Annotated in this window: 21 protein-coding genes; 17 read left to right on the plus strand and 4 right to left on the minus strand. The window is 49.6% G+C overall.

Annotated elements, in window-relative coordinates; genetic code table 11:
- Positions 1-156: 156 nt before the first annotated feature.
- Both GJJ30_RS00595 and GJJ30_RS00600 read right to left on the minus strand, forming a co-directional pair.
- Positions 157-564 (minus strand): hypothetical protein, encoded by a 408-nt coding sequence (locus tag GJJ30_RS00595; protein WP_154172064.1) that lies wholly within the window; start codon positions 562-564, stop codon positions 157-159.
- Between the two features lie 442 nt (positions 565-1,006).
- A complete protein-coding gene (locus tag GJJ30_RS00600; RefSeq protein ID WP_154172066.1) occupies positions 1,007-1,918 on the minus strand; it encodes a nucleotidyltransferase family protein in 912 nt (303 codons plus the stop codon).
- Between the two features lie 302 nt (positions 1,919-2,220).
- Here GJJ30_RS00600 and GJJ30_RS00605 point away from each other — a divergent pair, with 302 nt between their 5' ends.
- From GJJ30_RS00605 to GJJ30_RS00630, 6 genes are all read left to right on the plus strand, one after another.
- Entirely contained in the window at positions 2,221-3,399 is a 1,179-nt protein-coding gene (locus tag GJJ30_RS00605) for a homogentisate 1,2-dioxygenase (RefSeq protein ID WP_154172068.1), read from the plus strand.
- A 13-nt stretch (positions 3,400-3,412) separates the two neighbouring features.
- Positions 3,413-4,549: a 4-hydroxyphenylpyruvate dioxygenase gene (gene hppD / locus GJJ30_RS00610; RefSeq protein WP_154172070.1), complete on the plus strand. Its 1,137-nt coding sequence runs from the start codon at positions 3,413-3,415 to the stop codon at positions 4,547-4,549.
- A gap of 81 nt (positions 4,550-4,630) precedes the next feature.
- Positions 4,631-5,386, plus strand: a complete 756-nt coding sequence (gene phhA / locus GJJ30_RS00615) for a phenylalanine 4-monooxygenase (protein ID WP_154172072.1) — start codon at positions 4,631-4,633, stop codon at positions 5,384-5,386.
- 78 nt (positions 5,387-5,464) lie between these two features.
- Positions 5,465-5,902 (plus strand): MarR family winged helix-turn-helix transcriptional regulator, encoded by a 438-nt coding sequence (locus GJJ30_RS00620; RefSeq protein WP_154172074.1) that lies wholly within the window; start codon positions 5,465-5,467, stop codon positions 5,900-5,902.
- Positions 5,899-7,080 (plus strand): fumarylacetoacetase, encoded by a 1,182-nt coding sequence (gene fahA, locus GJJ30_RS00625; RefSeq protein ID WP_154172076.1) that lies wholly within the window; start codon positions 5,899-5,901, stop codon positions 7,078-7,080. The genes GJJ30_RS00620 and fahA overlap by 4 nt, the downstream gene beginning before the upstream one ends.
- 214 nt (positions 7,081-7,294) lie before the next feature.
- The gene (locus GJJ30_RS00630; RefSeq protein ID WP_154172078.1) at positions 7,295-7,657 is read left to right on the plus strand and encodes a DUF1801 domain-containing protein; all 363 of its coding nucleotides are present in this window, start codon (positions 7,295-7,297) and stop codon (positions 7,655-7,657) included.
- Positions 7,658-7,734: 77 nt separating this feature from the next.
- Here GJJ30_RS00630 and GJJ30_RS00635 read toward each other — a convergent pair whose 3' ends face one another.
- Together GJJ30_RS00635 and ggt are read right to left on the minus strand one after the other, a co-directional pair.
- The gene (locus GJJ30_RS00635; protein ID WP_154172095.1) at positions 7,735-8,346 is read right to left on the minus strand and encodes a DUF6624 domain-containing protein; all 612 of its coding nucleotides are present in this window, start codon (positions 8,344-8,346) and stop codon (positions 7,735-7,737) included.
- Between the two features lie 67 nt (positions 8,347-8,413).
- Positions 8,414-10,213, minus strand: a complete 1,800-nt coding sequence (gene ggt, locus GJJ30_RS00640) for a gamma-glutamyltransferase (RefSeq protein ID WP_154172097.1) — start codon at positions 10,211-10,213, stop codon at positions 8,414-8,416.
- Positions 10,214-10,354: 141 nt separating this feature from the next.
- Between ggt and GJJ30_RS00645 the strand changes: the two genes are divergently transcribed.
- From GJJ30_RS00645 to GJJ30_RS00695, 11 genes are all read left to right on the plus strand, one after another.
- Positions 10,355-11,596: an ABC transporter permease gene (locus tag GJJ30_RS00645; protein WP_154172099.1), complete on the plus strand. Its 1,242-nt coding sequence runs from the start codon at positions 10,355-10,357 to the stop codon at positions 11,594-11,596.
- A gap of 68 nt (positions 11,597-11,664) precedes the next feature.
- On the plus strand, positions 11,665-12,147 hold the full coding sequence (locus GJJ30_RS00650) for a DUF8785 domain-containing protein (protein WP_154172101.1): 483 nt from the start codon (positions 11,665-11,667) through the stop codon (positions 12,145-12,147).
- Between the two features lie 21 nt (positions 12,148-12,168).
- Positions 12,169-13,170, plus strand: a complete 1,002-nt coding sequence (locus tag GJJ30_RS00655; RefSeq protein WP_154172103.1) for an oxygenase MpaB family protein — start codon at positions 12,169-12,171, stop codon at positions 13,168-13,170.
- 90 nt (positions 13,171-13,260) lie between these two features.
- Entirely contained in the window at positions 13,261-14,637 is a 1,377-nt protein-coding gene (gene mnmE, locus GJJ30_RS00660; RefSeq protein WP_154172105.1) for a tRNA uridine-5-carboxymethylaminomethyl(34) synthesis GTPase MnmE, read from the plus strand.
- A 240-nt stretch (positions 14,638-14,877) separates the two neighbouring features.
- Positions 14,878-15,441: a helix-turn-helix domain-containing protein gene (locus GJJ30_RS00665; protein WP_154172107.1), complete on the plus strand. Its 564-nt coding sequence runs from the start codon at positions 14,878-14,880 to the stop codon at positions 15,439-15,441.
- Positions 15,438-16,553 carry a site-specific integrase gene (locus GJJ30_RS00670; protein ID WP_154172109.1) on the plus strand — a complete coding sequence of 372 codons (1,116 nt, stop codon included), beginning with the start codon at positions 15,438-15,440 and terminating at the stop codon, positions 16,551-16,553. The genes GJJ30_RS00665 and GJJ30_RS00670 overlap by 4 nt, the downstream gene beginning before the upstream one ends.
- Positions 16,554-16,564: 11 nt before the next feature.
- Positions 16,565-17,929, plus strand: coding sequence for a hypothetical protein (locus GJJ30_RS00675; RefSeq protein WP_154172111.1), 1,365 nt, complete (start codon positions 16,565-16,567; stop codon positions 17,927-17,929).
- 127 nt (positions 17,930-18,056) lie between these two features.
- Complete coding sequence (locus tag GJJ30_RS00680) at positions 18,057-18,416, plus strand: helix-turn-helix domain-containing protein (protein WP_154172113.1); 360 nt, start codon at positions 18,057-18,059, stop codon at positions 18,414-18,416.
- 3 nt (positions 18,417-18,419) lie between these two features.
- Positions 18,420-19,913 carry a YfjI family protein gene (locus GJJ30_RS00685; RefSeq protein WP_154172115.1) on the plus strand — a complete coding sequence of 498 codons (1,494 nt, stop codon included), beginning with the start codon at positions 18,420-18,422 and terminating at the stop codon, positions 19,911-19,913.
- Positions 19,914-19,991: 78 nt separating this feature from the next.
- Positions 19,992-21,275 carry a DUF6371 domain-containing protein gene (locus GJJ30_RS00690; RefSeq protein WP_154172117.1) on the plus strand — a complete coding sequence of 428 codons (1,284 nt, stop codon included), beginning with the start codon at positions 19,992-19,994 and terminating at the stop codon, positions 21,273-21,275.
- A 31-nt stretch (positions 21,276-21,306) separates the two neighbouring features.
- The gene (locus GJJ30_RS00695) at positions 21,307-21,579 is read left to right on the plus strand and encodes a DUF5681 domain-containing protein (protein WP_154172119.1); all 273 of its coding nucleotides are present in this window, start codon (positions 21,307-21,309) and stop codon (positions 21,577-21,579) included.
- The last annotated feature ends 80 nt before the right edge of the window (positions 21,580-21,659 follow it).

Genomic DNA, 21,659 nt, shown 5'->3' on the forward strand with positions numbered 1-21,659 from the left:
AACAATTAATAATGAATGGGCGGACGCACGTTTTCATTATTAATTGTTCATTATTCATTAAAAATCAAAACCGGTCAGGTCTTTAAGACCTGACCGGTTTTGATTTTTACAAAGGTGGACGAGAATTAGTGGGTACGAGCGGAAAGGCCCGAGGGCTTAGTTCCGCGCCAGAACCACACGGCTCACTTGCGTTTTGATGGCGAATGACTGAGAAACTTTCTCTTTGCCATAAGATACTTCAATGACATATTTGCCGTCGGCCAGTTGCGAGAAGTCATACACCCGGCCAGCTTGATCAGCCTTAGCCAGCGTGCCGTAATACAGTTTGTTGTTGGAATCATCGACGATGGAAACAACAACTCTATCATCAACGGGCTGATTGACCGACACTTTAAATTTCAGGTTACCAACTTCGCGGATTGAAACCGGAGCGGCTTTCGTTTCGGCTTTCGGGCCGTCCGTTACACGGGCGTTTGCTGATGAAGGAGCAACTGCCAACAGAGTCGTTGCGGCCAGCATCGCCAGGCCCAACTTTATATTATTATTTACAAAATTCGTTTTCATGGCTTTTTTTCTACAGGTTGTATTCAGACTTGATATAGTACAATAAACTAAACGCTTACCTTACTTAATTCTTGTCAGCTCCTTTGTTGACACAAATTTATACAACATTGAATACAAGTCAATTACCCAAATATTAACAACCGAAAAGTTGTTTATTATTTGAAGGTAAAACTTAGCAAAATACAATACTTTACGGTTGTTTACTACTAATACTTTGAAAAGTGAAATGGTTATTTTCCCGGAGAAATACCAGGTTTTATAAAAAAGTACAATTCATTCATCCGGGAATGAAAAAAGCCCGAAACGGCGAGTTTCGGGCTTCAGCAGATTTTTGATTTTAACCACTAAAATTATCTTATTTTATCATAATCAAACCCTATTTCCGTATTTTTAGTATCAAAATAGAGTATACTCTATCGAGAATCGGGTTGATCTTTAAAAACTACCACAATTTCTCAGGGTACTTTCCTTCGTCGTGCAGCCGTTTGAAGGAAGCCTGAACCAACGGCTTATCTTCGGGATAGGTTACTCCAAACCATTCCGAGCGACTGCGGAAAACCCGGCATCGGCCCTGGTTCCGCTGAATCAGATTCGTCATAATGGTCGGGATGTAAAACTCTGCTTTCGGCGAATTGAAATTCGCGCGTGCGTAATCCGCAAACTGCTCCTGAGCAAGCGGAAAAACCGACGGTTTGAATCCCCAGAAATTCATCGAAACCGGGGTTTCGGGCGACAGAACCGTCAAGCCATCCGGCTCTTCAAAGACAATCTCGCCAGCCTGATCTCCTTCGGTCTGCCGGTAAATTTTCGTTCGTTCAATAACCGACGACAGCGTTTCGTCCGCATTCAGGTCGCAAACACCCCGCGAAACCGAACCGTAGTCCGACAGCGTATTCTGGACTTCGTAGCCCACCAGCGCGTGCAGATCCGCTTCGGCGTTATTGATCAGAAAATCGGCCAGAATCTGGAACGCTTCCTGACCGTAAAAATCATCGGCGTTGATCACCGCAAACGGCGTATCGGTTTGCTCCCAGGCACACAGCATCGCGTGTCCCGTTCCCCAGGGTTTGGTCCGCTGAACGTCTCCCAACTCTTCCGGCACGTAGGAGTTCAGAGCCTGAATGGCAAAATCCACTTCGATTTTACCGGCCAGTTTCGGCAGAAAAGTATCTTCAAAATCTTTTCGCAGCTCTTCGCGAATGATGAATACGACTTTGCCAAAACCGGCCCGAATGGCGTCATATAAGGAATAGTCGATGATGGTTTCACCGTTCGGACCAAATTGATCCAATTGTTTGATTCCACCGTAGCGGCTACCAATTCCGGCGGCCAAAATCAGAAGTGTGGGTTGCATCAGGTCTATGAATTTGAGAGTTAAGCCCCCATCCCCCTAAAGGGGGCTATTTAAAATCAGATTATTAAGCCCCTTTAGGGGGTGGGGTAAGTCTAAGCGCGGGCAAAAATAAGGAAATGCTGATTGGTCTCTATAGTGGTTTTCATTAAATGCTTTTCAGGTCCGAAAAATCCACAAAATCAATTTATAAGAAAAATTATTCCTGAAATTGTTCAATATATTTACTAATTGTCGTTATAATTGTAAGCAAAACAATAATTAGTAAAACAAGTATTATAATCTGTTTTAATCCCGCCAGCGCCATGCCATTTTATCATACACTCGGACAGATCCCGCCCAAGCGGCACACGCAATTCGAAAAACCGCCGGGGCAGGCCGGGACCGTGAATCTGTATTACGAGCAATTGTTCGGCACCATCGGCTTCGAAGGCATGTCGTCGCTGCTCTACCACGTCCACCGGCCGACGATGGTCAAAGCCGTGCTGGGAAGTGTAGACACAACGCCGGTTTTGGCCGTCGAAAAGAACATTCTTTCGCGGAAGCTGATCGGTTTCAATCTGGAACCGGTGCAGGGCGATTTTCTGGAAAGCCGCGTGCCTTTATTAATGAACAAGGATCTGGTGATCGGTTTGGCGGCCCCGACCCGTTCTATGACCGACTATTTTTACAAGAATGCCGACGCCGACGAACTGTTGTTCATCCACCGGGGTTCGGGAAAACTCCGCACCTTACTGGGTACGATTCCGTTCGAATACGGTGATTATCTGGTCATTCCGCGCGGCATGATTTACCAGATCGAGTTCGATGAAGGCACCCAGCCGCGTTTATTGTATGTGGAGTCGCACGCCCCGATTTACACGCCCAAACGGTATCGGAACCAGTTTGGCCAGTTGCTCGAACATTCGCCCTTTTGCGAACGCGATATCAAACGCCCGCAAAACCTCGAAACCCACGACGAAACCGGCGATTTTCTGATCAAGATCAGGAAACAGGGCGCTTTGCATTCGCTGGTGTATGCCACGCACCCGTTCGATGTGGTGGGCTGGGATGGCTATAATTTCCCGTACGGTTTTTCCATTTTTAATTTCGAACCCATTACAGGGCGCGTTCACCAGCCGCCACCGGTTCACCAGACGTTTCAGACCGACGCGTTTGTGGTTTGTTCGTTCTGCCCACGGCTGTACGATTACCACCCGCAAGCCATTCCGGCCCCCTACAATCACTCCAACATCGACTCCGACGAAGTGATTTATTACGTAGACGGCGATTTTATGAGTCGCAACGACATTGCACCGGGCCACATCACCTTGCATCCGGGCGGGATTCCGCACGGGCCGCATCCCGGCGCAATGGAACGCAGTATCGGCAAGAAAGAAACGCAGGAATACGCCGTGATGGTCGACACGTTCCGCCCACTCATGCTGACGGAAGCGGGCCTGCAAATCGACGATGGAACCTATTACAAATCCTGGATTGAATAACTCATCAACAACTATGGAAACCCTGGAATTACCGAAAACAAAACCGGCTTCGGATTCAAAAACCGACTTTTTACCGCTGAACGGTACCGATTATATTGAGTTGTACGTCGCCAACGCCCGGCAGTCGGCGCACTATTTTCAGACCGCGTTCGGCTTTCAGCCGCTGGCGCATGCCGGACTGGAAACCGGCTGGCGGGATTGCGAATCGTACGTCTTGGTGCAGGGAAAAATCCGGCTGGTGCTGACCTCGCCCCTGCACGGCGGCACGGAAATCGGCCAGCACATCGATAAACACGGCGACGGCGTTCGGGTGGTGGCGCTCTGGGTCGATGACGCGACGAGCGCTTACGAAGAAACCGTTCGTCGGGGCGCCGTTCCCTTTATGGTTCCCGCGCGCGAGGAGGACGCCGACGGTTTTGTGGTTCGGTCGGGAATTCACACCTACGGCGACACCGTGCATATTTTCGTGGAACGGAGCCAGTACAACGGCGTTTTTCTGCCCGGTTATCAAGCCTGGCAATCCGAGTATCAACCGGAAGACGTAGGGCTAAAATACGTCGATCACATGGTGGGCAATGTAGGCTGGAACGAAATGAACACCTGGGTCAATTTTTACGCCAACGTTATGGGATTCAACCAGTTGGTTTCGTTCGACGACAAAGATATTTCGACCGATTACACGGCTTTAATGAGTAAGGTGATGAGCAACGGCAACGGGCGCATCAAATTCCCGATCAACGAACCCGCCGAGGGCAAGAAGAAGTCGCAGGTGGAAGAATACCTGGATTTTTACGGCGGGCCGGGCATCCAGCACATCGCCGTGGCAACGGACGACATCGTAAAAACCGTATCGGATTTGCGCGACCGGAGCGTCGAATTCCTGAAAGTGCCGGACGCCTATTACGACGATCTGCTCGACCGCGTGGGCCACATCGACGAAGAAATGAACGCGTTACGCTCGCTCGGCATTCTGGTCGACCGCGACGACGAAGGCTACCTGCTCCAGATTTTCTCAAAACCGGTCGGCCCCCGCCCGACGCTGTTCTTCGAGATCATCCAGCGAAAAGGCGCCAAATCATTCGGAAAAGGCAATTTCAAAGCCCTCTTCGAAGCCATCGAACACGAACAGGAATTGCGGGGAACGCTTTAACAATTGTGATTGAGTGATTGAGTGAATTACCTACCGGATATTTTCACTCAATCGCTCAACGACTCAATCACTCAATGAAAGATGGATCAGGCATATCAAAACTACTCCGCCGACGACCAGGCCGTTTGGCGGTTGCTTTTTGAACGGCAGATGAAGCTTTTGCCGGGCAAAGCCAGTCAGGATTATTTGGATGGAATCGGGAAGGTCGGTTTTGTGGCGGATCACATTCCGGATTTCGAAAACGAGCTGAATCCGCGCCTGCTGCGACTGACCAACTGGCGGGTTTCGGCGGTACCCGGATTGATTTCCAACCGGGATTTTTTTGAGTTGATGCAAAATCGCAATTTCCCGGCCACCACCTGGCTGCGTCGGCGCGAACAACTGGACTATTTGCAGGAACCGGACATGTTTCACGACACGTTCGGGCACGTTCCGATGCTGTCGAATCAGGCTTTCTGTGATTTTCTGGCGGCTTTGAGCCGGATAGCGCTGGCGCACGTCGATCATCCGGAAGCCATCGAAATGATTTCGCGGCTGTACTGGTATACGGTCGAATTCGGGTTAATTCAGGAATCAGGCGGTTCGGGCCGATTGCGGCCGGGCCGCGATCAGTTGCGGATTTACGGCGGAGGCATTTTGTCTTCCACCGGCGAAACCACGTATAGCCTGTCGAGCCCGCACCCAAAGCGAATTCCGTACGACGTCGGAACCCTGTTGCAAACGCCATATGTGATCGACCGGTTTCAGGATCGGTATTTTGTGATTGACTCGTTCGAGCAACTGTACCATTCCATTCCCGAAATTGAAGAGAAGCTCGAAGAATTGTTAGTCACTTAGTTTGGACTACTTTTGCAGTTGGATTTGTCACAGCGCATCGCCCTGTGGCCAAAGAACCTGTTAACGGCTAACTGACGAATGACGCATCCTTCCGATCACCGGGCTTATTTTTTTAAGATTGACACGACCATTAAAAAGATTCGGAATGCGCTCCAGAAGCAATTCAACGAAACCGGTTTTGATCTGACGGTCGATCAGTGGGTGCTCATCGATCACCTGTACCGCAATCCCGGCATCAGCCAGAACGTGCTGGCCGACCTGACCACGAAAGACGCGCCGACCGTCACCCGGATGATCGACCTGCTCTGCAAAAAGGGCCTGACCGAACGACGCATGGCCGAGGACGACCGCCGGAAATTCCTGATTTTTCTGACGCCCGAAGGCCAGGCCAAGTACGACGAAGTGCTGCCGACGGTGGTCGACATCCGGCGCAAAGGCTGGGGCGACCTCAGCGAGGAAGATTACCAGCATTTTGTCCGGATCATGGATTCGATTTACAATAATATCAGTGAATGACGCTTCCCTACGGCATATTCAGCACCGGCGATTCCACCCCGCGCGTGGGCGTACGGCTTGACGATCAGATTCTTGATCTGGAAATGGTTGAACGGCTGGGCTTTTTCGACGATCTGGCAATCGACCGGACGGTTTTTGCCAAACCGGTGCTGAATGATTTCATGGAGTTGGGAAAAACCGCCTGCCGCGCCGTCCGCCAACGTCTGATCGATTTGCTGAACGATCCCGAAAAACCGCTCGACGGCTTTGCCGATTTTGTCTTCATTGACGCTGCACTGGCGACGCATCATCTGCCCATCCGCATTGGCGATTACACCGATTTCTACGCCAGCGAAGAACACGCCAGCAACGTGGGCCGCATGTTTCGCCCGCAGGCCGAGCCGCTGCTGCCCAACTGGAAACATTTGCCGGTGGCCTACCACGGCCGGGCGTCGTCCATCGTGGTTTCCGGAACACCAGTCCGGCGGCCCAACGGACAGTTTTTAGGCCCGGATCAGCAACCGGTTTTCGGCCCGTCACGGGCGCTGGATTTTGAACTGGAACTGGGAATCGTGATCGGAAAACCTTCGAAGCTGGGCGAACCGGTTTCGGTTGATGATGCAGAGTCGCATATTTTTGGCCTGGTTTTGTTCAACGACTGGTCGGCGCGCGACATTCAACGCTGGGAGTATCAGCCACTTGGTCCGTTTCTGGGAAAGAATTTCGCTTCCTCCATGTCGCCCTGGGTGGTTCCGCTGGAAGCGCTCGATCAGTTTCGGATCGACGGTCCCCACCAGCAGCCCGTTCCGCTGCCTTATCTCCAGTCAAGCGGAAAGAAACATTTCGACATTCATCTCGAAGTGATTTTACAAACGGCTGAAAATTCGCAGGAGATCGTGCTCAGCCGGACCAATGCAAGTCATCTCTACTGGAATGCGGCCCAACTGATTGCGCACCACACCGTCAACGGCTGCAACCTGAACGTCGGCGATCTGCTGGCTACCGGAACCATTTCTGGCTCATCGCCAACCAGTTACGGATCTCTGCTTGAACTTACCTGGAACGGAACCCGGCCACTGGCGCTTCCGAACGGCGAAATCCGAACGTTCCTGCACGACGGTGACACGGTAATCCTGCGCGGCTGGGCGGGCGAAAATGAAGTCATTTTCGGCGAAGTAATTGGAAAAATCAAGGCATAAACCAATTGCCATCGCTCGTCTTTTCTGACCGGTTTTTATCCCGAAACCGGAAAATCACTTTTAACATCTTAATCCGATCATTATCCGCCCAATAAGGCTGAATCTGATCGTGAACCGCTTTCAAGCGTTGTTTTCTTGGATTAAACAATTAAAATCGGCGCGATTATTGCACTTTTTTTGGATAAACTGTAGTTTTACCAAACTAAACCCGCGTATGACAAAACCTGTTGAAGCATTCCTGGCCGACTACAAGCCCGAAGTTCGTGACCTTACTCTGAAGGTTCGGGAGTTGGTACGGAGCATCCTGCCGGAAGCGCACGAAGCCGTGCACACCGGCTACAAAACCATCACATACGGAACCGGACCCCGTATGTCGGACGAAATCTGTTACATTGCTCCGCTTGCGTCGAGCGTTAATCTGGGCTTCAACTACGGCACCCAGTTGCCCGACCCCAACGGTTTGCTGAAAGGCACCGGCAAACTTCTGCGACACATTAAGTTTGAAACCGCTACCGAAGTCGAAACACCTGGCATTTCCGACCTGCTGGAAATCGCCAAAAACCACGGGCAGTTTTAATAGAATGATGAGTTATGAATTGCTCCGCAGTAGTACGCGTTAGCCAACTCATAACTCATCATTCATAACTTATCATTCTATTTTTTCACTCCCATTCGGGCCAGATAGGCCGACATCGGTTCCAGCTCCATCTGCTTGCGACGCTGATCGACATTAGCCTCATCTTCAATGGGATATACATCTTTCTGGCCCTGGTTGTTGATGTGAATCTGGGTGCCGTAAATCTGTTTTTCTTTCTTCTGGACTTTTACCTGATCGGTCAGGAAAGCCACGCCGGCTTTATCGAGTTCACCTTTCTGGGCTGCTTCCGTTACCATCGGCAGGTATTTTTCGTGGACCATCCGGTCGGTGCTGTGCTGAATGATCAGAAACGCCACCTGATCCAGCGGCTGCCCAACCAGGCTTTTACCCGGATAACCGCCTACCTGGGAAATGATTTTCTCCACTTCAACCAGGTGTTCTTTGTCCATATCCTTGATTTTTTGCCGGGCATCCTGCGCTTCTTTCGCGCCCCAGCCATATTGGCGTTCGATGGCGTCATACGCCGAGCGTTCTTTCTGGTCTTTTTCGTAAATCTGCGTCAACCGCTTGCGGGCATCCGCGATCGCAGCGGTATTTTTAGTAGCCTGTGCCCAAACGCTGGCACTGATGAAACACAGAACGAGCAGAGAAAGGAATTTTGTTTTCATGATTGTAAATCAATAGCTTACATGGTTTTTGATAAAACCGGTTTTCGGCCCGCAAGGTTTATTTTTTTCAATAGCCCACTGATGTATTATCGGCCCGCGGATCGGAAGCACCTTCGAGCGTGCCGTCGGGTCGGCGCAGAATGCAATCCATTCGCCCCAGCGAATTGGTCAGTTGTTCAAGGATATAGCCCCGCGACTGCAGCTTCCGGACGGTTTCTTCCGAAAAAGCGCCTTCCTCAAACGTGGTTTTGTCGGGCAGCCACTGGTGGTGAAACTTCAGCGCATTGACCGACTGCTGCATGCTCATGCCAAATTCCAGCACATTCAGGATCGTTTGGTACACCGACGTGATGATCGTCGAACCGCCGGGCGTTCCCACCACCATGTACAGACTCCCGTTCTGCTCCACAATCGTCGGCGTCATCGATGACAGCATCCGTTTACCCGGTGCAATGGCATTTGCCTGGTTTCCAATCAGTCCGAACATATTCGGCACGCCCGGTTTGATGCTGAAATCGTCCATTTCGTTGTTCATCAGAAAACCGGCCCCGTTTACGACCACCCGGCTGCCGTAACCGCCGTTCAGCGTGGTGGTGATCGAAACCGCATTGCCTTCCTGATCAACGACCGAAAAGTGCGTGGTTTCCAGGCTTTCGTACCCCGGCAACATTCCGCCTTTTATGTTCTGGCTGTCCGTTGCTCTGGCAAAAGTAAAATCCGACCAGCGGGTTTGCAAATACGCTTTATCGATCAACTGCGCAGTTGGCACTTTCACAAAATCCGGATCGCCCAGAAACTTGGCGCGGTCAGCATACACCCGGCGTTCGGCTTCGATCATCACCTGAGCCGTCGAATCGCTGTTCCAGCCCCACCGACGCAGCGGATACGGCTCCACCAGCCGCAGCAGTTGCAGCAAGGCCACACCCCCGCTCGACGTTGGCGGCATCGTGATAATTTTATAGTCGCGGAACGACCCGACCAGCGGATCGCGCCAGACGGCATGGTAGTTTTTCAGGTCATTTTCCGTAATGATTCCACCCCCGCGCTGCATTTCAGCCGCCAGCAAACGGGCGGTTTCGCCCTCGTAAAAACCGGCCCGGCCCTGTGCCTGAATCCGGCGCAGGGTTTGCCCCAAGTCCTTCTGAATCAGGAGCTCACCGGTTTTCCAGTCTGCCGTATCAGCTTTCATGAAATACCGCTTATCGGGGTTTACCTGCAAAAATGACTTTTTGGTGCGGTTCAGTCCCAGCGCTTCGCGTTCGGTCAGGGCCACGCCTTTTTCGGCCAGATCGATGGCAGGCTGCAGCACCTGCGTCCAGGGGAGCTTGCCAAACCGGCGATGCGCTTCCACCATGCCGTCGACCGATCCCGGCACTCCGCTCGCCAGGTGGCCCGTAATGCTCAGCCGTGGAATTACGTTCTGCGCGGAGTCTAAATACATGTCCTTGTGCGCTTTTTCGGGACCTTTTTCCCGGTAATCGAGCGTGTAAGCCTGACCGGTTTTGTCGCGATACACCATAAAACCGCCCCCGCCGATATTGCCCGCACCCGGGTAAACAACCGCCAGCGCAAACTGAACGGCCACGGCCGCATCGACCGCATTGCCCCCGGCTTTCAAAATCGCCACGCCCACTTTCGAAGCCTCAGGATGTGCCGATGCGACCATTCCATTCTTACCCGTAACGGCCTGTCGATCCGAATAATACGGTCCGGTTCGGCGCGGAGCAGCGGTTTTTTTTTCGTTATCGTACTGATAAACGCCGGAACTTTGACCCACGCCCGGCGCCTTTTGCCCCGTTCGGCAGGCTCCCAGCAGCACCAGAGAAAGGATTATTGCATTATTGAAAGATCGAGTTACCTTTTTCATAAAACCGTAAGTCTCAGCAAATCGCAAACCACTAATCTACAAAAACTAACCAAACATCCGCCGAAACTACCTTCGCTTTCAAATCGTTTGGTAGATTCCGAATGGTCTGATACCTTTAATCGAACATAAACCGTCAATCCCTTGAAATTCCTCCGTCAGACGTACGAAAGCTTTCGGTTCGCGTGGCAGGCCCTGCGATCGAACCTTCTTCGAACCACGCTCTCGCTGCTGGGCGTCACCATCGGTATCTTCGCCATCATTGCGGTTTTCACGATTGTTGATTCGCTGGAACGGAATATCAAAGATAGTCTGTCGGGCATCGGCGATAAGGTGCTGTACGTCCAGAAATGGCCTTGGATATTCGGCGGTGAATTTCAGTGGTGGAAATACTTCCAGCGTCCCGAACCCAGCCTAAAAGAATTCAAGTTTCTGGCCGAAAATCTGGAATCCGCACAGGCCGTCGTGGCGATGGACTTCAAAGGCCAGGTGACGGTTAAAAACGGCAACAACAGCATCCAGGCGCTGATACAGGGGACGTCGATGGATTACAACAAAATTTCGGATGTGCCAGTGGTTCAGGGACGGTATTTTTCCCAGCAGGAAATCGATGCCGCCCGCAATGTTTCCATCATCGGCGCCGACGTTGCGGAAACCCTCTTTCCGGGGCAGGACCCGGTGGGTAAAGAGTTCAAACTGAACGGCTTGAAATATATCGTTATTGGCGTACAGGAGCGTAAGGGCGAAAGTCTGCTTAATTTCGGCGGCAATCCCGACACCAAATGCCTCATCCCCATCGGCGCTTTTGCCAAGATGTACCACTCCGTTTACCCCAGCATCGACATTGCGGTGAAAGGCTACGACCAGGACGAAGGGCTGCTCGAACTGGAAAGCGAAATCCGGGGATTGATGCGCGCCCGGCGCGGTTTGAAGCCGGTCGAAGAGGATAATTTTGCACTCAACCGGCCCGACGCGGCTGCCAAAGCCATTTCCGGTCTGTTCGCCGTTTTAACGGTTGCCGGTTGGGTAATCGGCAGTTTTTCCATTCTGGTCGGCGGTTTTGGCATTGCCAATATCATGTTCGTATCGGTCAAAGAGCGCACCAATCTGATCGGGATCCAGAAATCGTTGGGCGCTAAAAACTACGTTATTCTGTTCCAATTCCTGTTTGAAGCGGTTTTTTTGAGTTTAATTGGTGGTGGCGTCGGCATCTTGCTCGTTTATTTGTTGTCATTTATGAAGTTGGGGAGTCTGGTGATTATTCTGACACCCGCCAACATCATCCTGGGTTTGGGCGTATCGAGCATCATCGGTACGGTTTCGGGGATTCTTCCGGCGCTGGTTGCCGCACGGATGGACCCGGTTATTGCCATTCGTTCCAAATAAACGGATTGCAATTTAAGCCCACAACGTGTTCATTTGTATGTCAATCAAATAAAACCGCCCCCTATTCCATGAGACGTTTTCTGTTCCTGTTCATCTTTCTGCTGGTTGTTTTCGGCGTCATTTATTACCTCACGGCCTGGAGTTACAGCGACGGCGAACGCGCCGGAACCATTTCCAAATACAGCCGCCGGGGTTTTATGTTCAAGACCTGGGAGGGCGTCCTGAACGTGGGCGGTTTTTCGGGCGAAACCGGTTCGCTGACCCCGCAGTATTTTGATTTTTCGGTCAAAGACGATTCGGTAGCCCAGCAAATCAACCAGGCGGTTAAAACCGGTCAGCGCGTCACGCTGCATTACGAAGAAAAACTGGTCAAACTTCCTTGGAACGGCGAAACGAAATACTTTGTAACCGGGGTTGAAATTGTGGAGCCTCAATTCCGCTACGGAGCGCCGGGGCAGCCGGTTTATCCGAATCCAGCAACTCCGCAAACACCGTCAACGCAACAAACGCAGCCCGCGCCGGTTGATACGCTACACCGGGATACAATTTAACGTACCCACGGTCGGAAACATATGTTAAAAACCGTCAATTCCAGCCGCACTTTTTCGGATGAAATGCTGAACCGCTTCCGGAAGCTGGGCGATTCGGCGGCTGATGCCGTCATTTCGTCGGTTGCGGCTCAGGGCGGTCGCGAAAAAGTTGGAATGCTGATGCGCTGGCTGGGCAATACGGCTGAATGGGATGACCGCACTCAACATCCGGCGGTTCAGGCATTTATGCATTCCCGGACCCAACTCCCCGACTGGGCCGACCCTCGGCAGATGGAGATCGCCATACGGTTTTTTCAGAAAAACAAAGTGGCCGTTGGCCTGACGCTGGGGTGTTATTCGCTGCCGTATTGTTACGCCGGGGAAGATGGCGCCCGGGTACTCTGGCTATCGCAGCGGATTCACAACGATACGCACAAGCGCCTGGAAGAAACCGGTGAATGGATCTTTGGCATCATGAAAAAACGGGAATGGGAAACCGGAAAAGCCATTCGCCGGACGCTGAAAATCCGGCTGTTGCACGCTGCCATCCGCTGGTTTACCCTGCACAGCGGGCAGTGGAATAGCGACTGGGGCTATCCGATCAATCAGGAAGACATGGCCGCTACCAACCTCGCTTTTTCGTACATCGTGGTGCGCGGTTTGCGAAAAACCGGTGTTCCGATGACCGAAGAAGAAGAGGACGCGTATCTGCACCAGATTAACGTGGCCGGTTATTTTCTGGGAGTTTCGGAAGAGCTTTTGTGTAAAAACCGGCGGGAGGCTTTTCACCTCGAACGTACGATCACCCGGCGGCAGTTTCGGGCTTCCGAAGCCGGAAAAGGTCTGACGCATTCGCTGCTTCAGGCGCTCGAAAATCTGTCTCCGCCCGCCCTGCGGAACCTCCCGGCGGCCCAAATGCGTTTCTTCCTCGGCGATGAGTTGGCCGATCTGCTGGGTATTCCCACCGTTGCGCTGGAAAAACGGCTGGTCGGACTGGCCACTTCATTGCCCATTTTTCCCAAACTATTGCCCTACAACCCCTGATAAACCCTGATTCCCTCTGATCCACCCTGAGAAATAACTCATTGTCAATCAGTACTTATCAGAGAACATCAGGGTTTATCAGCGTTTATAATGACTATTTTACAACAGGAACCGATTGCGGCTTTGGCGACCGCACCCGGCATTGGCGCCATTGCGGTGATTCGCGTTTCGGGCACGGACGCCATCGAGCTAACCAACCGGATTTTTCGCGGCAAAGATCTCACGCAGCAACCGTCGCACACGGTTCATTTTGGCACCATCCGGGATTCGGCAAACGCGATCATCGACGAAGTGCTGGTCTCGATTTTTCGCAGTCCATCGTCGTTTACGAAGGAAGATGTGGTCGAAATTTCCTGTCACGGTTCCGATTATGTGATCCGCCAGATCCTGCGGTTATTGCTGAAAGAAGGTGTTCGCATGGCCCAGCCGGGGGAATTTACACAGCGCGCGTTTCTGAACGGGCAGTTCGATCTGGTGCAGGCCGAAGCCGTTGCCGACCTCATTGCCGCCGATTCCGAAGCCACCCACCGGGCGGCCCTGACGCAGCTCCGGGGCGGTTTTTCCAAACAACTCAAAGCCCTGCGCCAGCAGCTGGTCGAATTTGCGGCACTGATCGAACTGGAGCTGGACTTCGGGGAGGAAGACGTGGAATTTGCCAAACGCGATGATCTGCGCAAACTCGTTTTGTCCATTCAGCGCGTGCTGCGGCCCCTGATCGACTCATTTTCGGTCGGGAATGCCATCAAAAATGGCGTGGCGACGGTGATTGCCGGAAAACCCAATGCTGGAAAATCGACCTTGCTCAATGCCCTGCTGAATGAAGAAAAAGCCATCGTTTCGGATATTCCCGGCACCACCCGGGACGTCATCGAGGACGAAGTGTTCATCGACGGTATCCGGTTCCGGCTCATCGACACCGCCGGTCTCCGCGAAGCCACCGACACCATCGAAGCCATTGGCGTAGAGCGCACCAAACAGCAGCTGGACAAAGCCGCCATTATTATTTACCTGTTCGACGCTGCCGAAACCACCCTGGCGGAAATCACCGAAGTTGAAGCCGGACTGAAAAACCGGAATGTGCCGTATCTGCTGGTTGGTAATAAAATGGATAAACTAAGCGAAGCTGAAATGGCGGACTGGCAGCTTCGGTTCGGCAAAGAACTGGTTCTTATTCAGGCCAATACCGGTAAGCACCTGGACAAAATGGCCCAGCGGCTAAGCGGTTTTGTGAAAACCAACGCCATTCCGGGCAGCACGGTGGTCACGAATCTGCGGCATTTCGAACACCTGGCCCAAACCGACGCGGCCCTCGTCCGCGTGCTCGACGGCATCGATGATGGCACGACGCAGGACTGGATTGCCCTCGAACTCCGCGACGCCCTCCGGCACCTCGGCGAGTTGACCGGCGAAATCACCACGGATGACCTGCTGGCAACGATTTTCAGTAAGTTTTGTATTGGAAAGTAAGTTTACTTACTTTCCAAATTACACCTCCCCTCTATCTCTTAGTAAATCCCTGTATTTCCGCCATTTGTCAACCCAACACTGCTTTTTTATTGAGTAATAGTGTTGGGTTATGCAGCATTAATTTGTACCTTAGTTGTACCTTTTCAACGATCTTATATCAATAGCCTGTTTTTTGGTGAAATTATGGCACATACTGACACATTCTGGCAAATATTGGCGCAATCTGGCAATTACTGACTTATGAGTTCAAATCTACGCATTACCCGTATTTGTGAACAGTGCGGCAAAGAGTTCGAAGCCCGAACTACTGTAACCAAAACTTGTAGCGATGCCTGCGCCAAACTGGCGTATAAGGTACGGAAACGGTCGGCAAAGGTTGAAGCCAGCGATGAGCAGGTAAGGCGGATCAAAGCCAAACCCGTTGAGGACTTACGGAATCAGGAATACCTGACGATTGAAGAAACCGCCCGCCTAATCCGCATTAGTCGCCGGACGCTTTACCGAATGAATGAGCGGGGTGATCTACCCTTTGTTAAGCTCAGCCGTCGCACAGTCATACGCCGGTTAGACATCGATCGCTTTTTCGAGTTGGCTACTCCAAGCCCAAAACCGGTACTAGCTTTAGTTCCTCTTTCGGACTGCTATACCATGAAGGAAGTTATGCAGAAGTACCTTATTTCAGAAAGTGCGTTGTATAACCTGATCCTTAGAAATCAAATCCCGAAGCAATACCATGGTATCTATGCCTACGTGCCCAAGACTCGGATCGATGAGCTCCTAACTCCCAGACTCCCACAACTATGATAAAGGTAAAACTACGGCGTAAACCGATTAGTGATGGGCGTTCAAGCCTTTATTTGGATTTTTATCCGGCTATCCCTCATCCAGATACTGGTAAGCCTACCCGTAGAGAATTTTTGGGGCTTTATGTGTTCAACAAGCCCAAAACCATTGTCGACAAGGACCAAAATAAAGAAACGATTGGCCTAGCTGAAAATATTAGAGCAAAACGCCAACTCGAAGTTCAACTAGGTGCCTATGGATTTTTATCCGATCGGCAGCGTAAAACGTGTTTTGTTGCTTATTTCAAGCAGCAGACTGCTAAACGGAAGGGTAGCAATCGGGATAACTGGACGAGTGCACTAGCTTACCTAGAAGAGTTTACAGGAGGAACGATCAAAATGTCTGAGCTTACTGTCAAAAAGTGTAATGAGTTTCGTGAATACCTATCGGCAGCTCCTAACCGGCGAAATGGCGATACGCTGTCCATTAATTCCGCCCTCTCCTATTTCAACAAGTTTAAATCCGCTCTGAGGGACGCCCACAGAGATGGTTTGTTAGCTGAAAATTTGGGTTCCAAAGTAGTGTCGATCAAACCAGAAGAGACTAGTCGAGAGTATCTTACTTTGGAGGAATTACAGGCAGTGGCAAATACGGAGTGTGCGATGCCGGTAATGAAAGTAGCCGCATTATTTTCAGCCCTAACAGGATTAAGGTTTTCGGATATTGAAAACTTGACATGGGGAGAAGTTCGACACGCGGCCGCTGGTGGCTACAGTATCCAATTCCGTCAACAGAAGACTCAGGGCGTTGAGGTCCTGCCTATTCCCGAACAGGCTAACGAACTACTAGGGCAAAGGGGTGAACCTAACAGCCGGGTTTTCCCTAACCTCTCCTACTCCGCTTATAATAATCAAATATTAAAGCAGTGGATAAAAGATTCCGGAGTTACAAAAAATATTACGTTTCATTGTTTCCGTCATACGTATGCTACGCTTCAACTAACTCTGGGGACCGATATCTATACCATTTCTAAAATGCTGGGACATCGGGAATTGAAGACCACCCAGATTTATGCCAAAATCGTGGATCAGAAGAAGCGGGATGCTACGGATAAAATCAAATTGGTATTCTGACCTTTACAATCATGGAAAATCCCTTTATTCAGTTGAAAGTAAAATATTATCATTCAACCCCATTTCAACCAATAGTAATCGGTAATTACCAGCCAAAAGAGAATTTTCCAGACTGTTGCCCATTTCACAAAGCTGTAATGAAATGGGCAACAGAATATGTCAAGAAAATACCTAACTGTTGTGATGCTCACCGCATTTTAGCTGCCAACCCATTCGTTGATATTTCTTATTACAAGACTGATGAATTTGCAGTAAGTATTGTTCGACGACTTTCTTACACTGAACATCATATAGAAAGGATGATAGATCAACGTAATTGGTATACAGACATTACAAATTATATAGAATATATCATAAGCAGCTTTGGAACGCCCTCTTTTGGCGATCACGTTTATAGTCATTCCCTAACCGACGTTATTGAATCAAGAAAGGAGGAGATTGGGCACAACAAAACACAACTGCTAATTGACTATGTTAGAAGCCTTTACCAACAACTGCCCAGCGAACCTGTTGCTGAAGAAATAGATTTAAATGAATTATACAATATTTATCAAAAATGGCTTTCTGTCTTTCCTTTTACTGTTCAGCCATTTAATAAATTGAAGGACAGATTTACCAATATTTTTCCTATTCTAGAAGATGAACCCGTTTACAACCCATATACAGGGTTTTCTAAATCCAGAATAATGACAAAAGGAAAATTGATAGAATGGTTAATCGACAAAACAAAGGAGATACTGAAATCCGCAAACTCTGTTCAACTCTTACAAGATGGATTTACGGATGTTAACACTCATCGGATCGACCTATTAAATGAACAGCACAAAGCCCGGCAAATGGCCTTGTTGAATGAGTTTTCAAAACACGAAAACCAGTATGTCCAGATCATTGCCAAATGGCTAAGCAATGAAGAAAAATACTATAAATCTGTTACCCCTTTACTCTCTAAACAAAGAACTACAATTAATTCAACATCACAAGCTTCAGATACACGTATTAACGTTTTTAACCCTTCTATGTCATTAGATGAGGTAAGAAAATGGTTTATCCAATTGGCGGAAAACAGCAGCAATAACGGAAAAGCATTCCTCACTGTAAATCAGGTTAAACAATTCATCGACCGGGCGTTTGTTGGCGAATCTTTCACTGATAAGCTATCTATTAATGAAAGGATAGGAGACAAAGGTAAAGTGATTGGCTTGTTTCATTTATTTTATACTCACTGTACTACGCATCTTCCAAAGACAGGAAAGATTGACAAAACAGCAACAGCAGATAAGTACATAAAACTGTTAACTGACTACTTCGACAACTGGGCTTTCGATGAAGTAGAAAACAATTTTAGACGTGGCGGAAACTGGAAAAAACCGGCCTGATACTATCAGTCCTTACAAACATCTTTACAACGCTTACAAAAGACTTTACAGACTTTACAACAGAAATTAACCTCCCTCAATATACTTATACTATTACAGCAAGTTTCACTAAAACAACTTGTTTGTAATGGAAAGCACCCCGCTTACTTTCGATCAATTACCAGCCTTCGTAGCTGATTTAGGCCGTAAAGTTGACGACCTAACTACTCTTCTACGGGCGCAACCAAATCACGCCCAACCCGCCCCCGACCGTTGGTTTTCCATCGAAGAACTCAGCGAATACCTACCCGGCCAACCGGCTGTAACGACCTTATATGGTAAAGTACAACGGCGTGAAATCCCATTTGTGCGAAAAGGTAAAAGGTTAGCGTTTCGGCAGTCTGAAATTGACCAATGGTTACAAACCGGGCGTGTAAAGACCAGTGAGGAGTTAAATTCAATGGCCGACAAGTACGTATCTGCATCTAAAATGAAAAACAGAGCTTAAGGTATGGCCGCGAACCAACACGAAAGCTCTGCTTCTACTCCTAAAGAACAGGGCAAATATACGACGCTAAAAAGGACTTCTGATATTGGTCCTAACTTCAATTTTGACGCTTGGAATGCCAGCCAACCCGAAACTACTATTCCGGTTGATGAAGTTAGACAGAGTACCAGCGGAATCTCTCAACCAATAACCGCTTTTCCGGTTGAAGTATTCCCACCAATCATTCAGCACATCATTCGAGCGACAGAAGAGACGCTAAACTTTCCAGTCGATTTTACGGGAACGTCTATTCTGTATGCTGTTGCTTTGACCATCGGTAATACCAACCGGGTTGAGGTAAAAGCCGGTTGGACAGAAACAGCCGTCTTGTACATTGCTATTGTTGGCCGGGCCGGGACAAATAAAAGCCATCCGCTCACTTTTGCTATTCAGCCAATTCTGGACCGCGATAAGGTGACTTACCACCAATACCGGGAACAGATGAAAGAATACTTTGCCTGGCAAAAGTTAAGCAAAAAGGAGAAAGAAGAACGGGGACAAGAGGAGTTTGAGGAGCCAAAGCACCACAAATTTATCGTCTCTGACATAACCCCAGAAGGGTTAGCCGCTGTGCATTACAACAACAAACGCGGTATAGGAGTCTATGTAGACGAATTGGCGGGATGGTTCAAGAACTTCAACCGGTACAATAAGGGGAACGAACAAGAAGTTTGGCTATCCAATTGGAGCGGCAAGGAATTGATTATTGATCGAAAAACGGCAATGTCTGTCTTTCTACCCAAGCCCTTTATTCCGGTCATTGGCACTATTCAGCCTGGCATTCTCAACGAACTAGCCAGCGACAACCGGAGCCAAAACGGATTCATTGACCGGATTTTATTTGTGATGCCGGACAATCTGAAAAAGAACGGTTGGCGGGAATCAGAAATGCCACGGACACTAATTGCCAGCTACGGGCAGATTCTGACTAACCTGATGGAAATTCCCATTACGCTGGACTCTCAGGAAGAGGTAACGCCGAGCATCATTCGCCCAACGCCCGAAGCGAAAGCCCGGCTATTCGATTGGGTCAATAACCACAATACAACGCTTTGTAACCAGCCCTCCGCCGATGATGTAGCCGGAATCCATTCTAAAATGGAAGTGTACGTTATCCGACTGGCCTTAATCCTGCAACTACTTCGTTGGTCCTGCGATGTGGACAACAAAGATTACATCGGTATTGAAGCCATTGAAGGAGCCATTACTTTAACCGAATACTTCCGGGCAATGGCGTTGAAAATAAATCAAATCGTTAAACACGCGACTCCCTTAGACCGCTTACCGCTCAATAAACGGACATTGTACGATGCTCTAGCGGACGTATTCACGACGGAAGACGGGTTACGCATTGCGGCTGTACATGGTGTTCCGGCCCGGACATTCAAACGCTTCATCAGTAAAGAGCCGGAATTGTTTCGACGCCTGAAGCAAGGTGAATATGAAAAGCTATTGTAATCCTAATGGTTGGCACTTTTGGCACAAATAGCATATAAGAAGCTATGAAATGCCAAAAGTGCCACAAATGCCAACTACATGAACGCTGTATACCGTTATATCTTGCAGCCTTACAAAGGACCGTCTACCCGCTATACTTGCCCGGCCTGTGAGAAGCCTAAGCAGTTGAGCCGATACATAGACACGGAGACGGGAGAACTATTACCCGATCACGTTGGCCGTTGTAATCGGGAGTCGAGTTGTAACTATCACTACACACCCCGCCAATACTTTGAGGAAATAGGACCGGCGCACCGGCAAATCTGGCAAAATGAGACTATGAACCAGCAAGCCCGACCATCATACCAGCCACCTAAACCAGTACCCGCCCGCCCAACTACTCAGCCGTCTTATATCCCATTTAATTTATTCCGGCAAAGTCTGAACCAGTACCACCAAAACGAGTTTGTCAATGGCTTGTATAGCTTGTTCAACGATGAAATTATGAACGATCTGATTAGCCGGTTTTATGTCGGTACGTCAAAGCATTGGCCAGGAGCAACGGTCTTTTGGCAGATCGATACAACGGGCCGTATCCGAACAGGTAAAATAATGTTATATGACCCGCTGACGTTGAAGCGTATCAAACAGCCCTTTAATCATATCAATTGGGTGCATAGCGTCCTGAAAAAACAAAGCAGTCTGGCTGAGTTCGAACTATGCCAATGCTTGTTCGGATTGCACCAACTGAAGGGCCAGCCCGCTACCCAGCCGGTTGCCATTGTCGAAAGTGAAAAAACGGCTATTATAGCCACGGTCTATCTGCCTGAGTACATCTGGTTGGCTTGTGGCAGTCTGAGCAACCTAACGACCGATAAGCTATTACCCGTTGCCGGACGTCCTGTTACGCTGTTTCCTGACCTTAACGGCTTTGCGAAATGGAGCCAAAAAGCGGAGGAATTGCGGCCCGTTATTGGCGGGCAGTTGCGCGTTTCAGAGGTATTGGAGCAGCGGGCTACCGATTATGACCGAAAGAAAGGCTACGATTTAGCCGACTACCTGATTTGTAACCGTGACCCGTTGGCGGGTTGGGCTTTGACCGATGCCGGGTATCCGCTGTTTTGGGACTATAACCGGCCATTCGTGGCCCGCCCGTACGCTACGGCCGAGCCGGTAACGAAAATGCCCAAAAATACCGAAGAGCAAGACGACCAGCCAGAACAAATTAACGACGTTCTAAGCGTTGCTGCCTTGCCGTTAACCATGACCGAGCGGACGTTGCAGCGAATGAATCAGCGTAACCCGGCTATACAAGAACTGATTACCTGCTTAGATTTAGTCAATCCCAAAACCGGCCAATCGTTCCGGCTAACCAATCAATAACAGGTTATTAACAGGTTATACGCCCCATGCTATGCGAGATGATATTTATTTAGACGGTGTAAAAACCCGTTTTCAGAAAAGACAAAGCGGAAACCCCAACGGCCGACCTAAAGGAAGAAAGGAAAAGGCCAAACAGATACGTCATTGTCTGAGCGTAACGGCCAAGGCCGAAAACTGCTTAACTGGCGAACCAATGACATTGAGCATAGAAGAGTTGATAACGCTGGCAATCATGGCCAAAGCCCTGAAAGGCGATACAGCCGCTTACCGGGCAATTATGGATTTCGCGTATGGTAAACTTTGAGAAGTTACAGTCTTCAGTACCAAACAAACCGGCCTTGCTCGCCAAAACCAACCCTATTCGAGTGCTTGAGAAAGCCGATT

The organism is Larkinella terrae (assembly GCF_009668025.1).
Classification (GTDB): domain Bacteria; phylum Bacteroidota; class Bacteroidia; order Cytophagales; family Spirosomataceae; genus Larkinella; species Larkinella terrae.